Source organism: Pseudomonas sp. QS1027 (assembly GCF_002814235.1).
Lineage (GTDB): Bacteria > Pseudomonadota > Gammaproteobacteria > Pseudomonadales > Pseudomonadaceae > Aquipseudomonas.
The window spans coordinates 36332-52317 of sequence record NZ_PHSU01000007.1 but is presented as its reverse complement, the minus strand read 5'-3'; the positions used below and the strand labels follow the sequence as shown (position 1 = coordinate 52317).

Here is a 15986-nt window from a genome sequence, read left to right as displayed (position 1 = left end):
GACAAGCCACGCCGGTCTCCCGCGTGGCTTGTTGTTTTTTGACGCGCCTGCGGGCGCCCAAGAGAAGAGGCACGACGATGAGTGCACTGGTTGGCGTGATCATGGGCTCCAAGTCCGATTGGTCCACCCTTAGCCACACCGCCGATATGCTGGAAAAGCTCGGCATCCCCTACGAGGTGAAAGTGGTCTCTGCCCACCGCACCCCGGACCTGCTCTTCCAGTACGCCGAAGAGGCCGAGTCCCGCGGGATCGAGGTGATCATCGCCGGTGCCGGCGGTGCGGCGCACCTGCCAGGCATGTGCGCGGCCAAGACCCACCTGCCGGTGCTCGGCGTGCCGGTGCAGTCGGCGATGCTCTCGGGCGTCGACTCGCTGCTGTCGATCGTGCAGATGCCGGCCGGTATTCCGGTGGCGACCCTGGCCATCGGCAAGGCCGGCGCGATCAATGCCGCGCTGCTCTCGGCGAGCATCCTGGGCGCCAAGCACCCGCATTTCCACACCGTGCTGAAGAAATTCCGTGCAGAACAGACAGACAGCGTGCTGGACAATCCAGACCCACGCGTCGCCTGAGGTTGATGACGATGAAGATCGGTGTAATCGGTGGCGGCCAGTTGGGCCGCATGTTGGCGCTGGCGGGTACGCCGCTGGGGATGAACTTCGCTTTCCTGGACCCGGCGCCGGATGCCTGTGCAGCCGCCCTGGGCGAGCATCTGCGCGCCGATTACGGCGATCAGGATCACCTGCGCCAGTTGGCCGACGAAGTCGACCTGGTGACCTTCGAGTTCGAAAGCGTCCCGGCGGAAACCGTGGCCTTCCTGTCGCAGTTCGTGCCGGTCTATCCGAGCGCCGAAGCCCTGCGCATCGCCCGTGATCGCTGGTTCGAAAAGAGCATGTTCAAGGACCTGGGGATTCCCACCCCGGCCTTCGCCGATATCCAGTCCCAGGCGGACCTGGACGCCGCTGTTGCCCAGATAGGCCTGCCGGCCGTGCTGAAAACCCGCACCCTGGGGTATGACGGCAAGGGCCAGAAAGTCCTGCGCACCGCGGCCGATGTGGTCGGCACCTTCGCCGAGCTGGGCAGCGTTGCCTGCCTGCTGGAAGGCTTTGTGCCCTTCACCGGTGAAGTCTCGCTGATTGCCGTACGCGGCCGTGACGGCGAAACCTGCTTCTACCCGCTGGTGCACAACACCCACGACAACGGCATCCTGCGCCTGTCCGTGGCCAGCACCGACCATCCGCTGCAAGCCCTGGCCGAAGAGTATGCCGGCCGGGTGCTCAAGCAGCTGAATTATGTCGGCGTGCTGGCGTTCGAGTTCTTTGAAGTCGACGGTGGCCTCAAGGCCAACGAAATCGCGCCACGGGTGCACAACTCCGGGCACTGGACCACCGAAGGCGCCGAGTGCAGCCAGTTCGAAAACCACCTGCGGGCGATTGCCGGGCTGCCGCTGGGTTCGACCGCCAAGGTCGGCGAAAGCGCGATGCTCAACTTCATCGGTGTAGTCCCGCCGGTGGAGCAAGTGATCGCCATCGCCGATTGCCATCTGCATCACTATGGCAAGGCGTTCAAGGTCGGCCGCAAGGTCGGTCACGCGACGCTGCGTTGCGCGGACAAGGCGACGTTGCAGGAGCAGATCCTGCGGGTCGAGGCGTTGATCGCCGAGTAAAGATAGTCAGTGCTGGCGGGAACCTACGGTTGCCGTTGGCCTCTGATTGCAGGATGTCAAAGTGCTGACTAGGCTTTGACTGTGCACACTCACCGAGAGGAAATGCCATGCACATTATCTGGACAATTTTTATCGGCCTCATCGTCGGCCTGGTGGCGCGTTTCCTCAAGCCAGGCGACGACAGCATGGGTTGGATCATGACCATCCTGCTGGGTATCGGCGGTTCGCTGGCGGCGACCTATGGTGGTCAGGCGCTGGGGATCTATCACGCGGGTCAGAGTGCCGGTTTTATCGGTGCAGTTGTTGGCGCGATTGTCTTGTTGGTGATCTACAACCTGGTCAGAAAGAACTGATCCAGGCGATCAAACCCTCTCCGCCGCCATGGCGGAGAGGGCTAGAATGTGCGACATCCTCTCTGTTTTCGAGTCTCCCCATGCGCCGTCTTCTTTTGACACTTCTTTTCCTGGGCAGTGGCCTGGCCCATGCCGCTGAACTCCCGGAAACCGACTGGCTGGAACTGATGCCCAAGTCGGACCAGAAAGCCCTTGAGCAAATGCCGGAAATCACCCACAACACGCCCGAGGGCGACGGTACCTTTACCGCCAAGGGTGGGTTGAAGCAGAGCAAGGGTTTGCCGGCGGTGATGTATTCGACCAAGACCGTAGCGGCGATGGATGGCAAGGATATTCGCATCGGTGGGTATCCGGTGCCGTTGGAGACCGACGCCAAGGGCCGCAGCACGCTGTTTTTCCTGGTGCCTTACCCGGGCGCCTGCATCCACGTGCCGCCACCGCCGCCCAATCAACTGGTGCTGGTGCGGTATCCCAAGGGGTTGAAGCTGGACGATATCTATACGCCGCTGTGGGTGACCGGCACGCTGAAGATCGAGAAGGTCAGCAATGACCTGGCCGACGCGGCGTATGCGCTGGATGCGGGGAAGGTGAGGGCGGTGAAGGAGTCGGATCTGTAAGGTTCGAGATCTTCGGTGCTTGTCAGATCGCCTTCGCGGGCAAGCTCCGCTCCCACATTAAGTCCTGAGTCGTGCACAAAATTTGCGTACGACTCGGCCCTTGTGGGAGCGGAGCTTGCCCGCGAAGGCGCGCGACGCGGTCTCAAGCCAGGCGCTGACTACCGATGGTCACACCCAACGTATGACTAGCCCCCGGCGCCAGCGTCACCACATCATCCATCACGTTCGCGGTCTCGATGCAGAGCATCTTCTGCCAGCCATCGTCGGCCATATCGCTGAACTGACTGGCCCGACCAATCCACGGATTCCAGATCACCGCCGTCCGTGAACCGCTGCTGGTCAGCTGGATACGCCGCTGCCAGTCCGAATCGACAATGCCCAGCTGCGACGGCGCATCCTGGTAGATCCGGTCGGTCTCGCCGCTAAAGTGCAAGCTGCCCACCTGCGTCGTCGACTGCCAGTCCTCCAGCGTGTCGATATAGCTCAGGCCCTCGACCCCTTCAACCTGCACATTGCGTACATCGCTGACGGCGAAATAGGTGTGCAGCGCCTGGCTGATGCTGACCGGATGATCGTCCTGGTTTTCGCTGATGAGCTCGACGTGCAACGTCTCACCCAGGCGAATACGCAGGGTCAGGCCGACCTTGTGCGGCCAGCCCGGCAGGCCGCCTTCGGGTAGCGGCAGGCTGAACGTCACATTCACCGCCTCGCCTTCGGCCTCGATGCCCTGCAGCGTCCAGTTCATCGTCCGCACAAAACCGTGGGCCGTGGCGGCCTCGCTGCTCTGGCGCATGGCCTGGACGCTGTCCGGATTACGCGAAAAGTTGCCGAACCACGGCCAGCACACCGGCACGCCGGCCCGGATACCCTTGCCTTGCTTGAACACCGCCTCGTTGTTGAGCCAGATCAGCGGCGGTTGCCCGGCCAACTGGTAACTGAGGATCTGCGCGCCTTGTTGCGCCACCAGCAATTCGGCCTGGCCGTGGCTGATCCGCCAGCCGTTCAGCTCATCCAGTTTTACCGCTTCAACATGGGGCGTGGTCATGGTGTTCTCGCAAGACAGGGAGTTGTAACGGGCCGCGCGCGGGCGGCCGGATTAACGCCGTGGCACGGAGCGGGTGCGCCCGCTGCCGTCGATGGCCACGAACACAAACGCCGCTTCGGTGACCTTGCGCCATTCGCTGGTCAGCGGATCGTCGCTCCACACCTCGACCATCATCCGCATCGAGCTGCGGCCGATTTCTTCGGTATGGGTATAAAAGGACAGTTGCGCGCCGACGGCGACCGGGACCAGGAACGCCATGCGGTCGATGGACACCGTGGCCACCCGGCCGCCGGCCACTTTACTGGCCATGGCGGTGCCGGCCAGGTCCATCTGGCTGACCAGCCAGCCGCCATAAATGTCGCCGAAACCGTTGGCTTCGCGCGGGAGCGCGGTGATTTGCAGGGCGAGATCGCCTTGCGGGATTGGATCTTCTTGTTCGAGTTCGATCATGCCGGGGTGCCTCTGACCCGTAACGCTACGTTGGTACTGCAGGTGAATAGCCGTCTTCAAGAAAAACGATTCAGCCCGAACATACTACGTTCGTTACGTTTCTCGTAAGCCGCACTAAGGGAAACTCTGCGAAAGCGGCTGGTTCGGCCCAACGGCGTTTTCGCACAATACCCCTCTAGCCTGCGGGTTTTACCCGGCGCAGGGCACGAGTATATCGGTCGGTAGACCGCGAGACGACCTCCCGGTTCTCATTTTTCCCGACGAATGCGCTGATCCATGTGCTTTTACGAACAATTTGCTATCGTGCCAGACCTGCCCCCAGCCTGAGTCGAGCCTTGCGTGGCTCATAGACGTGCCCAATAAGAGAAGCCCATGACCACCGCGTCCACCCCCACTGCGCAATCTGCGCGCCCGTTGACCCGCAATGACTACAAGACTTTATCGCTGTCTGCCCTGGGCGGCGCGCTGGAGTTCTACGACTTTATCATTTTCGTGTTTTTTGCCGCTGTGGTCGGCAAGCTGTTTTTCCCGGCGGATATGCCCGAATGGCTGCGTTTGATGCAGACCTTCGGGATTTTCGCCGCCGGCTACCTGGCGCGGCCACTGGGCGGCATCGTGATGGCGCACTTCGGCGACCTGCTGGGGCGCAAGAAGATGTTCACCCTGAGTATTTTCCTGATGGCGGTGCCGACCCTGATCATGGGTCTGCTGCCGACCTATGCGCAGATCGGCATCTGGGCGCCGATCCTGCTGTTGCTGATGCGGGTGATCCAGGGCGCGGCCATCGGTGGTGAAGTGCCGGGCGCCTGGGTGTTCGTCGCCGAACACGTACCGGAGCGCAAGATCGGCTTTGCCTGCGGCACCCTGACCTCGGGCCTGACCGCCGGCATCCTGCTGGGTTCGCTGGTGGCGACCCTGATCAACAGCGTTTATACCCCGGTGGAAGTGGCGGATTACGCCTGGCGGATTCCGTTCCTGCTGGGCGGTGTATTCGGCCTGTTCTCGGTCTACCTGCGCCGCTGGTTGCACGAGACCCCAGTGTTCGCCGAGCTGCAGAAACGCAAGGCGCTGTCCGACGGCATCCCGCTGGGCGCGGTACTGCGTGATCATCGCGGTGCGATCCTGATTTCGATGCTGTTGACCTGGGTGCTGTCCGCCGGTGTGGTGGTGGTGATCCTGATGACCCCGACCGTGCTGCAAACGGCCTTTCACTTTTCCCCAACCCTCTCTCTGGAAGCCAACAGCCTGGCGACGATCTGCCTGACCCTGGGTTGCATTCTTTCCGGCGCGCTGGCCGACCGTTTCGGTGCCGGGCGGGTCTTCGTGTTCGGCAGCCTGGGGTTGATGGTGACGTTCTGGACCTTCTATAGCACCGTGCCGACTCACCCCGAGTGGCTGTTCCCGCTGTATGCCCTGAGCGGCCTGTTCGTCGGCACCATCGGCGCGACGCCTTACGTGATGGTCAAGGCGTTCCCGGCGGTGGTGCGTTTCAGTGGCCTGTCGTTCTCCTACAACCTGGCCTACGCGATCTTCGGCGGCCTGACCCCGATGGTGGTCACCTTGCTGCTCAAGGAAAGCCCGATGGGGCCTGCCTATTATGTGGCGATCATTTGCGGCATCGGCGTGCTGGTGGGCGGGTATCTGTGGTCGAAGGGGCGTTGAGTCGCAACGGTGAAAATCGGAACGCCTCTATATAAAGGAAGAGGGTTTCAAATTGTTTCAGTGTTGACATGATCCAGCGCCGCGCGACGGCGCCGCGGACCAGTAAAGGCGGGCGTTTGCCCGCTTTTGCGTTTAGAAATCCAGCGTTTTAAGCGTGATGGCCTTTCATCTAACTGTCATATACCAGTCATAGAGTGTTCATCCGGCCTGCTGATACTTGGCCCCGATCTGATAAACCCTCTCTGCTAGGAGCAAGGCATGAAACTGAAGCGTTTGATGGCGGCAATGACTTTTGTCGCTGCTGGCGTTGCAACTGCCCACGCGGTCGCCGCTGGTGTGGACCCGTCCATTCCGCCTTATACAAAAGCCACGGGCGTATCGGGTAACCTGTCCAGTGTTGGTTCCGACACCCTGGCTAACCTCATGACCCTGTGGGCTGAGAGCTACAAGAAAGAATACCCGAACGTGAACATTCAGATTCAGGCCGCCGGTTCCGCTACCGCGCCGCCCGCCCTGACTGAAGGCACTTCGAACCTGGGCCCGATGAGCCGCAAGATGAAGGACACCGAACTGGCTGCCTTCGAGCAGAAGTACGGCTACAAGCCGACCGCTATCCCGGTCGCTGTGGATGCCCTGGCCGTGTTCGTGCACAAGGACAACCCGATCAAGCACCTGACCATGGAACAAGTCGACGCGATCTTCTCCTCGACTCGTCTGTGCGGCGCCAAAGCCGAAGTCAAGACCTGGGGTGACCTGGGTGTGACCGGCGACCTGGCCAACAAGCCGGTTCAACTGTTCGGCCGTAACTCGGTATCCGGCACCTACGGCTACTTCAAGGAAGAAGCCCTGTGCAAAGGCGACTACAAGCCTAACGTGAACGAACAACCGGGTTCGGCTTCCGTTGTGCAGTCCATCAGCTCCTCGCTGAACGGTATCGGCTACTCGGGTATCGGCTACAAGACCGCCAGCGTGAAAACCGTTGCCCTGTCGAAGAAAGGCAGCACCGAGTTCATCGAAGACAGCGAAGAAAACGCACTGAACGGCAAATACCCGCTGTCGCGTTTCCTCTACGTGTACGTCAACAAGGCACCGGGCAAGCCTCTGGCTCCCCTGGAAGCCGAGTTCGTGAAACTGGTTCTGTCCAAACAGGGCCAGGAAGTGGTTGTGAAAGACGGCTACATCCCACTGCCAGCCAAAGTTGCCGCCAAGGCACTGGCTGACCTGGGCCTGGGCGAAGGTAACGTCGCCAAGCAGTAAGCCTTCAACCGGGCGCTCGTCCCGGTAGCAAGACAAGGCGCGGTTTGATCCCGATCGACCGCGCCCCTCATTCCGAAACCGCTGCCAGCCTTGCTGGGCGGCGGCTTCAGTGCGTCACTGCATTGTCATCTTTCTGTCATACAGGACCGCTAGGGTGTGCGCATGAACGATCTGGCCAATTCCACCATGACTACGACTTCACCCCCCAAGCGCATTGATTTCAATACGCCTGAGCTGCAACGCAAGCGCCGTATCCGCGCGCTGAAAGATCGCCTGACCCGTTGGTATGTGTTCATTGGCGGCCTCGCCGTCCTCGGGGCGATCACGCTGATCTTCTTCTTTCTCGGTTATGTGGTCCTGCCCCTGTTCCAGGGTGCCTCGCTGACCGCCGAGAAAAGCATTACCCCCGCCTGGATCCAGGACGCCGGCAAACCGCTGATGATCTCCCTGGAAGAGCAGAACCAGGTCGGCATGCGGGTTTCCGACAAGGGCCAGGTGCTGTTCTTCAATGCCCAGGACGCCAGCGAACTGTCGCGGGTCAACCTGCCGCTTCCGGCCGGCACCACGGTCACCTCTATCAGCAAGGACCAGCCGGGTATCCCGTTGGTGATTGTCGGCCTGTCCAATGGCCAGGCGCTGGTGTTCCGTCACACCTATAAAGTGACGTATCCGGACGGCAAGAAAACCATTTCACCCGCGGTCGAGTACCCCTACGGCGAAGCGCCGATCATTCTCGACGATCAGGGCCGTGCCCTTGAGCATGTGAACCTGAACGCCGCCGACACCACGCTGGTCGTGGCCGGCTCCACCGGCGCGCAACTGCACGTGCTGGCGCTGACCAAAGAAGAAAACATGATGACCGGCGAGGTCACCAGCGAGCAGAAGAGCATCGAGCTGCCGCAGATGACCGAGCCGGTGAAGGCGATCTATATCGATCCGCGCCAGCAATGGTTGTATGTGATCAACGGACGCGCCCAGGCCGATGTCTTCAGCCTGCGCGACAAGAGCCTGAACGGTCGCTACAAACTGCTGGAAAGCGCCACGGCCGAAGTGACCGCCAGTACCCAACTGGTGGGCGGTATTTCACTGATCATCGGTGACTCCACCGGTGGCCTGGCCCAGTGGTTCATGGCCCGCGATCCGGATGGCGAGCTGCGCCTGAAAAACATCCGGGGTTTCCAGATGGGCACCGCGCCTATCGTTGAAATCACCGCCGAAGAGCGTCGCAAGGGCTTTGTCGCCATGGATGCCTCCGGCAAGCTCGGCATTTTCCACAGCACCGCGCACCGGACCCTGCTGGTCAACCAGGTGGTCGACGGCCAGGGCCTGTTCGGCCTGTCGCCACGGGCCAACCGGGTGATCGTCGAGCAAGGTGGCAAGATCCAGCCGCTGGTTCTCGACAACCCGCACCCGGAAGTTTCCTGGAGCGCGCTGTGGAGCAAGGTCTGGTACGAGAACTACGACGAACCCAAGTACGTCTGGCAATCGACCGCCGCCAACACCGACTTCGAACCCAAGCTGAGCCTGTCGCCGCTGACCTTCGGTACCCTGAAGGCCGCGTTCTACGCCATGCTCCTGGCCGCACCGCTGGCCGTCGCCGCCGCGATCTACACCGCCTACTTCATGGCTCCGGGCATGCGCCGCAAGGTCAAGCCGGTGATCGAATTGATGGAAGCGATGCCGACGGTGATCCTCGGCTTCTTCGCCGGCCTGTTCCTGGCGCCTTATGTAGAAGGGCACCTGCCGGGGATCTTCAGCCTGCTGATGCTCCTGCCGATCGGCATCCTGGTGGCCGGTTTCGGCTGGAGCCGCCTGCCCGAGTCGCTGCGCCTGCGGGTGCCGGACGGCTGGGAAAGTGCGATCCTGATCCCGGTGATCCTGTTCGTCTGCTGGCTCTCGCTGTTCATGAGCCCGCACCTGGAGACCTGGTTCTTCGGTGGCGACATGCGCATGTGGATCTCCCACGACCTGGGCATCACCTACGACCAGCGCAATGCCCTGGTGGTCGGCCTGGCCATGGGCTTCGCGGTGATCCCGAACATCTACTCCATCGCCGAAGACGCCGTGTTCAGCGTACCGCGCGGCCTGACCCTGGGCTCGCTGGCCCTGGGCGCCACGCCGTGGCAGACCATGACGCGGGTGGTGATCCTGACCGCCAGCCCGGGGATCTTCTCGGCGCTGATGATCGGCATGGGCCGCGCCGTCGGCGAGACCATGATCGTGCTGATGGCCACCGGCAACACCCCGGTCATGGAGATGAACCTGTTCGAAGGCCTGCGCACCCTGGCGGCCAACGTCGCGGTGGAGATGCCGGAGTCGGAAGTGGGTGGTAGTCACTACCGCGTGCTGTTCCTCTCGGCGCTGGTGCTGCTGCTGTTCACGTTCATCATGAACACCCTCGCGGAACTGATTCGTCAGCGTCTGCGCAAGAAATACTCGTCGCTTTAAGAAAGGTAGAAGTCTGTGAAACAGAACTCCCTGAACAGCTGGTTCAAGAGCGGCGCCCCCGGCGTCTGGATCAGCGGTGGTGCGGTATCCATCGCGGTCATCATGACCATCGGCCTGCTGGCCGTGATCGCTGTGCGCGGCCTGGGCCACTTCTGGCCGGCCGACCTGGTGCATGCCCAGTACAACGTGCCGGGCCAGGCCAATCAGGTCGTGGTCGGCGAGGTGGTACAGAAGGAAGAGGTCCCTCGCGAGCGCCTGAAGACGGCCGGCCTGCCGGTACCGGATGAAGGCCCCGAGTTCATGACCCGGGAGCTGATCAAGGTCGGTAACCGCGACCTGAACGGCAACGACTTCACCTGGATCGTCGGCGAGTGGTTGCAGGACCAGACCTACCCGGCCGAACTGATGACCATCGAGCGGCGTGAGTGGGGCAACTTCTACGGCACCCTGGTCAACGTCAAGGAAAGCGGCAAGGTGATCGCCGAAGGCGAAGCCGCCTGGCCCGAGTTGCAGGCCCGTGTCCAGCGCGTGAACGCTTTGGCGGCGCAGATCAAGACGCTCGAGAAGAGCGACATCGGCGCGATCAACGCCGGCCTCGAGCGGATCCGTCTGCACAGCCGCAAGCTGGAGCTCGAAGGCCGTCTCGACGCCACCGCGCAAGCCGACATGGCGACCGAACGCGCGGAACTGAATGCCCGCTACCAGGACATCGAAGCACGCCTGAGCGATCTGCACACCCAGTTCAACCGCGACAGCCTGACGGCCCGCGATGCCAACGGCAAGGAACTGGAAATCAGCATCGGCAAAGTGGTCCATGCCTATCAGCCGAACGCCATGGGCAAGCTGACCAAGCTGGGCTTCTATTTCAGCAAGGTCTGGGAGTTCCTCAGCGACGACCCGCGTGAAGCCAACACCGAAGGCGGGATTTTCCCGGCGATCTTCGGCACCGTGATGATGACCCTGATCATGGCGATGATCGTGACCCCATTCGGCGTGCTGGCGGCGGTCTACCTGCGTGAATACGCCAAGCAGAACGTGCTGACCCGGATCATCCGCATCGCGGTGAACAACCTGGCCGGCGTTCCGGCGATCGTCTACGGCGTGTTCGGCCTGGGCTTCTTCGTCTATGTGCTGGGCGGCTCGCTGGACCGGCTGTTCTTCCCAGAAGCGCTGCCGGCACCGACCTTCGGCACCCCGGGCCTGCTCTGGGCGTCCCTGACCCTGGCGCTGCTGGCCGTGCCGGTGGTGATCGTGGCGACCGAGGAAGGCCTGGCGCGGATCCCGCGTACCGTGCGTGAGGGTTCGCTGGCCCTGGGTGCGACCAAGGCCGAGACCTTGTGGAAGATCGTCCTGCCGATGGCCAGCCCGGCGATGATGACCGGCATGATCCTCGCCGTGGCCCGTGCCGCCGGCGAAGTGGCCCCGCTGATGCTGGTGGGTGTGGTGAAACTGGCGCCGTCGCTGCCGGTGGACGGCAACTACCCGTACCTGCACCTGGACCAGAAGATCATGCACCTGGGCTTCCATATCTACGACGTCGGCTTCCAGAGCCCGAACGTCGAGGCCGCTCGTCCGTTGGTCTACGCCACGGCGTTGTTGCTGGTGCTGGTGATCGCCACCTTGAACCTGTCGGCCGTATGGATTCGCAACCACCTGCGCGAGAAGTACAAGGCGCTGGATAGCTGATTGCCGTCCCTGTGGGAGCGTGGCGTGCCCGCGAAGCTTTTGGCGGTCTTGAGGCCCCCTTCGCGGGCAAGCCACGCTCCTACAGAACGGCGTTACCGTTGACCCAGGCGTTGTGTCGACGGCTCATTGAACCGAATTTGTTAGCGCAGGGAGTTACCCCATGCAGCATGAAACCCAAACCCACGGCATCAACATGTCCGCCCTGGGCCGTAGCAAGCAGAGCCTGGACCTGGCGAGCGAAACCGTCGCCATCGAAGTCCCGAAACTGAGCCTGTACTACGGCGAGAAGCAGGCGCTGTTCGACGTCAGCATGAACATCCCCAAGCAGCGCGTGACCGCCTTCATCGGCCCATCCGGTTGCGGCAAGTCGACGTTGCTGCGCACCTTCAACCGCATGAACGACCTGGTGGACGGTTGCCGTGTAGAGGGTGAAATCAACCTCTACGGCAACAACATCTACCGCAAGGGCGAGGACGTCGCCGAGCTGCGCCGCAAGGTCGGCATGGTGTTCCAGAAGCCCAACCCGTTCCCCAAGACCATCTACGAAAACGTGGTCTATGGCCTGCGTATCCAGGGCATCAACAAGAAGCGTATTCTCGATGAAGCCGTGGAATGGGCCCTCAAGGGCGCGGCGCTGTGGGAAGAGGTCAAGGATCGCCTGCACGACTCGGCCCTGGGCCTGTCCGGCGGTCAGCAACAGCGTCTGGTGATTGCCCGGACCATCGCGGTCGAACCGGAAGTGCTGCTGCTCGACGAACCGTGCTCGGCACTCGATCCGATCTCGACCCTCAAGGTCGAAGAACTGATCTATGAGTTGAAATCTAAGTTCACTATCGTGATCGTCACCCACAACATGCAGCAGGCGGCGCGGGTTTCCGACTACACCGCCTTCATGTACATGGGCAAGCTGGTGGAGTTCGGTGATACCGACACCCTGTTCACCAACCCGGCGAAGAAACAGACAGAAGACTACATCACCGGTCGTTATGGCTAGGTGAGGAAGCTGCAAGTCGTCAGCGACAAGCGGCAAGCACGGGCAGCCTGAGCATATTCATAATTCGGCTTGAAGCTTACAGCTTGAAGCTTGCAGCTTTCGCGGAGCGACACAATGATTGATAAAGACGGTCTTACCCATCACATTTCCGCACAGTTCAATGCGGAACTGGAAGAAGTACGCAGCCACCTCCTGGCCATGGGCGGTCTGGTCGAGAAGCAGGTCAACGACGCGGTCACCGCGTTGATCGAAGCCGACTCGGGCCTGGCCCAGCAAGTGCGCGAAATCGACGACCAGATCAACCAGATGGAACGCAACATCGACGAGGAGTGCCTGCGCATTCTGGCCCGTCGCCAGCCGGCGGCCTCCGACCTGCGCCTGATCATCAGCATCTCCAAGTCGGTGATTGACCTGGAGCGCATCGGTGACGAAGCGACCAAGATCGCCCGTCGCGCCATCCAGCTGTGCGAGGAAGGCGAGGCGCCGCGGGGTTATGTCGAAGTGCGGCACATTGGCGACCAGGTGCGCAACATGGTCCGTGACTCACTGGACGCCTTTGCCCGCTTCGACGCCGAACTGGCGTTGTCGGTGGCGCAATACGACAAGATCATCGACCGTGAGTACAAGACTGCCCTGCGCGAGCTGGCGACCTACATGATGGAAGATCCGCGCTCGATCAGCCGGGTGTTGAGCATCATCTGGGTGCTGCGTTCCCTGGAGCGCATCGGCGATCATGCACGTAACATCTCCGAACTGGTGATCTACCTGGTGCGCGGCACTGATGTCCGGCACATGGGCCTCAAGCGCATGCGCCAGGAAGTTGAGGGCACCTTGTCCGAAACTGCTAATGTTCCCGGCGAAGCTGACGATAAGTAAGATTGCCTGAGAGAAACGCCCGGCCTAAGGCCGGGCGTTTTTGTTTGTGGCGTACGAATTTACGAGCACCCGCGAACGAAAAGTCCCGGTGTGACCAATCGCTGTTGGCAAATAGCCATTAGTCAGTATGCTAGCCGGGATTTTCAGAGGAATGGTCAATGAGTAAAGTCAGTGTGTTGGTGGTGGATGACGCGTCGTTCATCCGCGATCTGGTGAAGAAATGCCTGCGCAACTACTTCCCGGGCATCCGGATCGAAGACGCTGTCAACGGGCGCAAGGCCCAGGCGATACTGGCTCGCGAAGCGTTCGACCTGGTGTTGTGCGACTGGGAAATGCCGGAAATGTCCGGTCTGGAGTTGCTGACCTGGTGCCGCCAGCAGGACAATCTCAAGGGCATGCCGTTTGTCATGGTGACCAGCCGTGGCGACAAGGAAAACGTGGTTCAGGCGATCCAGGCCGGTGTTTCCGGTTATGTGAGCAAGCCGTTTACCAACGAACAGTTGCTGACCAAGGTCAAGCAGGCGCTGCACAAGGTCGGCAAGCTCGACACCTTGATGAACAGCGCGCCGACCAAGGCCAACTCGGCTTTTGCCAATGACTCCCTGAGTGCCCTGACCGGCGGCCGCGCCGAAGTGGTCAGCCCGGCGGCTGCGCAAGCCCCGGCGGCACCGTCCAAAGGCCTGCTCAACAGCCCGCCGGTGCGTCCGGCCACTGCCGCATCGCCGGCAGGTGCAGCAGCGGCCTCGGGCGGTCGTGGCCAGGGCCAGTTGCGCCTGTCCAGCGGCACCCAGCAATGCGTGATCAAGGCGCTGAGCATCAAGGAAGCCTTGCTGGTGGTACGGCGTACCGAGATCCTCCCGCAGGTCCTGGAAAACGCCGTGCTGGACCTGGAGCAGGGCGACAACGCCGAGATCGCCCGTTTGAACGGCTATCTGCATGCGATTGTTGCCCATGAGCCGAAGCCGGACAGCGAATGGCTGCAACTGACCTTCCGCTTTGTCGACCAGGACGCCCAGAAGCTGGACTACATCTCCCGCCTGATCGCCCGCGGCACCGCTCTCAAGCACTTCGTTCCCGGGGCTTGATGCCCGCCTGACGGCGTGGTGGCCTCGCACACCGCGCCGTTTGCCTGACCTTCCTCCTGTATCGGCTCCTGTACTCGAAAAACCTTTCGTCCGAATCCTTCCGTTCAAGTTGTTTTATATCTATTTCGATATAAGCTGATTTTGAGTGGTACAGCTGGGCGGACGGCCCTTCAGCCAAGCTTTGAAACAACCTCGCACCACGGACATCCCGTCCATTGATTAGGCTTTTCCTGTCAGCAACAGGAGAAGTCGATGCCAAGGCACAAGGATGTGGTGTTTGTAGGGAGCTCACTCAGGGATCTCAAGGCGTTCCCGCTGGATGCGCGAAGAGCCGTCGGTTTTCAGCTGGATCTTCTGCAGCAGGGTGAAGCGCCCTGCGACTGGAAGCCCATGAAGACGGTAGGCAAGGGTGTCTACGAGATCAGGGTGAGCGAAGAGAGTGGCGCATTTCGGGTGTTCTATGTGGTCAACCGGGCCGATGCCCTGTATGTCCTTCACGCCTTCAGAAAGACCACCCAGAAAACGGAAACCCGGGATATTGAACTGGCGCGGGCCAGACTGTACGAGATAGGAGCAACGCCATGACAGACCCCAACAAGACTGAACGTTTCGCCTCTGTTTGGGATGCCCTTGAGGACACCCCGAGAGAGGCCGCCAACATGCGTCTGCGCTCCAAGCTGATGATGGAGCTGATCAGCCGGGTCAACGCCTGGGAGCTGTCCCAGAAGGACGCAGCCAAGCGCCTGGGGATCACCCAACCGAGGTTGAATGACCTGCTGAACGGCAAGATCGACAAGTTCTCCCTCGATGCGCTGGTGAACCTGTCCGAGCCGGCTCAATTGAACGTCGACCTGTGTTTTGGCCCCGGGACCATCCAGCTGGCGTGATTCACACAAATGCCCCTGGCCACCTGCTAGTCTGGTCGCCATGTTTTATTCGGCGACTCTCGCTTATGTTCCTGCGCCTGCTGCTTTCCTGTGGTCTGTTGATGGCCGCCACCTCGGCTGTGGCCATGACCATCTACAAGTACACCGATGCCAATGGGGTGGTCTCCTACAGTGACCGCCCGGCGCCGGGTGCCCAGGTATTCGTGTTTCGTGATCGGATGGTCGAGCACCTGGAGCGTCAGGTGCGCCTGGATATCCGCAAGCAGAAGGGCGGTGATGAGGTCTACGTGCGCAACGACCTGTATGCCCCGGTGGAGATCGAGCTCGGTTTCGGTGCCCTGAAGAATGTCAGCGGCGCGCCGCAGTCGATCCGCAAGGTCCTGCCGGCCCGCAGCAACCAGCGCCTGGCGCTGCTCACGCCGATCCAGACCGGCGAGCCGATGCGCTACGTCCCCAAGTTCCAATACTTCCTGGGTGACCCTTCAGGGCAGGCCCAGGGCTATCGTTACCCCTTTCCCTGGCGTGGCGGGCCGTTTCGCCTGACCCAGGGGCCGAACGGGCAATACAGCCACTTCGGCGCCAAGAGCCGTTACGCGATGGATATCGCCATGCCGGTGGGCACGCCGATCATCGCGGCGCGGGGCGGAGTGGTGATCAAGACCGAGAACGACCAGAGCGGCGGCGGCAAGAACCCTTCGGGCAACTTCGTGCGGGTGCTGCACGACGACGGCACCATGGGCGTGTACCTGCACCTCAAGCAAGGCTCGGTGAGCGTGCGCGAAGGCCAGCGGGTGGAAGTGGGCAGCCCGCTGGCGCTGTCGGGCAACACCGGCAACACCACCGGGCCGCACCTGCACTTCGTGGTGCAGCGCAATACCGGGATGGGGCTGGTGTCGATTCCCTATCAGTTCAGCCAGCCGCTGGAGATGCTGCCGAATTTTGCCCTGAGAGGGAAATGACCCC

The 15986-nt window shown here is 61.6% G+C and carries 16 protein-coding genes; 14 read left to right on the top strand and 2 right to left on the bottom strand.

Features of this window, described 5'->3' with window-relative positions; genetic code table 11:
* Positions 1–77: 77 nt before the first annotated feature.
* The 4 genes from purE (at position 78) to CWE01_RS07125 (ending at position 2633) form a co-directional block, all read left to right on the top strand.
* Positions 78–569: a 5-(carboxyamino)imidazole ribonucleotide mutase gene (gene purE / locus CWE01_RS07140; protein WP_040071792.1), complete on the top strand. Its 492-nt coding sequence runs from the start codon at positions 78–80 to the stop codon at positions 567–569.
* Positions 570–580: 11 nt separating this feature from the next.
* On the top strand, positions 581–1663 hold the full coding sequence (locus CWE01_RS07135) for a 5-(carboxyamino)imidazole ribonucleotide synthase (RefSeq protein WP_100939829.1): 1083 nt from the start codon (positions 581–583) through the stop codon (positions 1661–1663).
* A 107-nt stretch (positions 1664–1770) separates the two neighbouring features.
* The gene (locus tag CWE01_RS07130; RefSeq protein ID WP_100939828.1) at positions 1771–2016 is read left to right on the top strand and encodes a GlsB/YeaQ/YmgE family stress response membrane protein; all 246 of its coding nucleotides are present in this window, start codon (positions 1771–1773) and stop codon (positions 2014–2016) included.
* A gap of 80 nt (positions 2017–2096) precedes the next feature.
* The gene (locus CWE01_RS07125; RefSeq protein WP_100939827.1) at positions 2097–2633 is read left to right on the top strand and encodes a DUF3299 domain-containing protein; all 537 of its coding nucleotides are present in this window, start codon (positions 2097–2099) and stop codon (positions 2631–2633) included.
* A gap of 142 nt (positions 2634–2775) precedes the next feature.
* On the opposite strand, the gene CWE01_RS07120 is transcribed toward CWE01_RS07125, so the two are convergent.
* Both CWE01_RS07120 and CWE01_RS07115 read right to left on the bottom strand, forming a co-directional pair.
* On the bottom strand, positions 2776–3678 hold the full coding sequence (locus CWE01_RS07120; RefSeq protein WP_100939826.1) for a D-hexose-6-phosphate mutarotase: 903 nt from the start codon (positions 3676–3678) through the stop codon (positions 2776–2778).
* A gap of 51 nt (positions 3679–3729) precedes the next feature.
* Entirely contained in the window at positions 3730–4128 is a 399-nt protein-coding gene (locus CWE01_RS07115; protein WP_040071787.1) for an acyl-CoA thioesterase, read from the bottom strand.
* A 372-nt stretch (positions 4129–4500) separates the two neighbouring features.
* Between CWE01_RS07115 and CWE01_RS07110 the strand changes: the two genes are divergently transcribed.
* The 10 genes from CWE01_RS07110 (at position 4501) to CWE01_RS07065 (ending at position 15982) form a co-directional block, all read left to right on the top strand.
* Positions 4501–5790: an MFS transporter gene (locus CWE01_RS07110; protein ID WP_100939825.1), complete on the top strand. Its 1290-nt coding sequence runs from the start codon at positions 4501–4503 to the stop codon at positions 5788–5790.
* Positions 5791–6048: 258 nt separating this feature from the next.
* Complete coding sequence (locus CWE01_RS07105) at positions 6049–7047, top strand: phosphate ABC transporter substrate-binding protein PstS (protein WP_100939824.1); 999 nt, start codon at positions 6049–6051, stop codon at positions 7045–7047.
* 414 nt (positions 7048–7461) lie between these two features.
* A complete protein-coding gene (locus CWE01_RS07100; protein ID WP_177410462.1) occupies positions 7462–9495 on the top strand; it encodes an ABC transporter permease subunit in 2034 nt (677 codons plus the stop codon).
* Positions 9496–9510: 15 nt separating this feature from the next.
* Positions 9511–11181 carry a phosphate ABC transporter permease PstA gene (gene pstA / locus CWE01_RS07095; protein WP_100939822.1) on the top strand — a complete coding sequence of 557 codons (1671 nt, stop codon included), beginning with the start codon at positions 9511–9513 and terminating at the stop codon, positions 11179–11181.
* Positions 11182–11341: 160 nt separating this feature from the next.
* The gene (gene pstB, locus CWE01_RS07090; RefSeq protein ID WP_100939821.1) at positions 11342–12175 is read left to right on the top strand and encodes a phosphate ABC transporter ATP-binding protein PstB; all 834 of its coding nucleotides are present in this window, start codon (positions 11342–11344) and stop codon (positions 12173–12175) included.
* Positions 12176–12289: 114 nt separating this feature from the next.
* Positions 12290–13051, top strand: coding sequence for a phosphate signaling complex protein PhoU (phoU, locus tag CWE01_RS07085; protein WP_100939820.1), 762 nt, complete (start codon positions 12290–12292; stop codon positions 13049–13051).
* Between the two features lie 158 nt (positions 13052–13209).
* The gene (locus CWE01_RS07080) at positions 13210–14136 is read left to right on the top strand and encodes a response regulator (protein ID WP_100939819.1); all 927 of its coding nucleotides are present in this window, start codon (positions 13210–13212) and stop codon (positions 14134–14136) included.
* A 252-nt stretch (positions 14137–14388) separates the two neighbouring features.
* Positions 14389–14721: a type II toxin-antitoxin system RelE/ParE family toxin gene (locus CWE01_RS07075; RefSeq protein WP_100939818.1), complete on the top strand. Its 333-nt coding sequence runs from the start codon at positions 14389–14391 to the stop codon at positions 14719–14721.
* A complete protein-coding gene (locus CWE01_RS07070) occupies positions 14718–15023 on the top strand; it encodes a helix-turn-helix domain-containing protein (protein WP_100939817.1) in 306 nt (101 codons plus the stop codon). The genes CWE01_RS07075 and CWE01_RS07070 overlap by 4 nt, the downstream gene beginning before the upstream one ends.
* A gap of 65 nt (positions 15024–15088) precedes the next feature.
* Positions 15089–15982, top strand: a complete 894-nt coding sequence (locus tag CWE01_RS07065; protein ID WP_100939816.1) for a M23 family metallopeptidase — start codon at positions 15089–15091, stop codon at positions 15980–15982.
* Positions 15983–15986 lie beyond the last annotated feature (4 nt).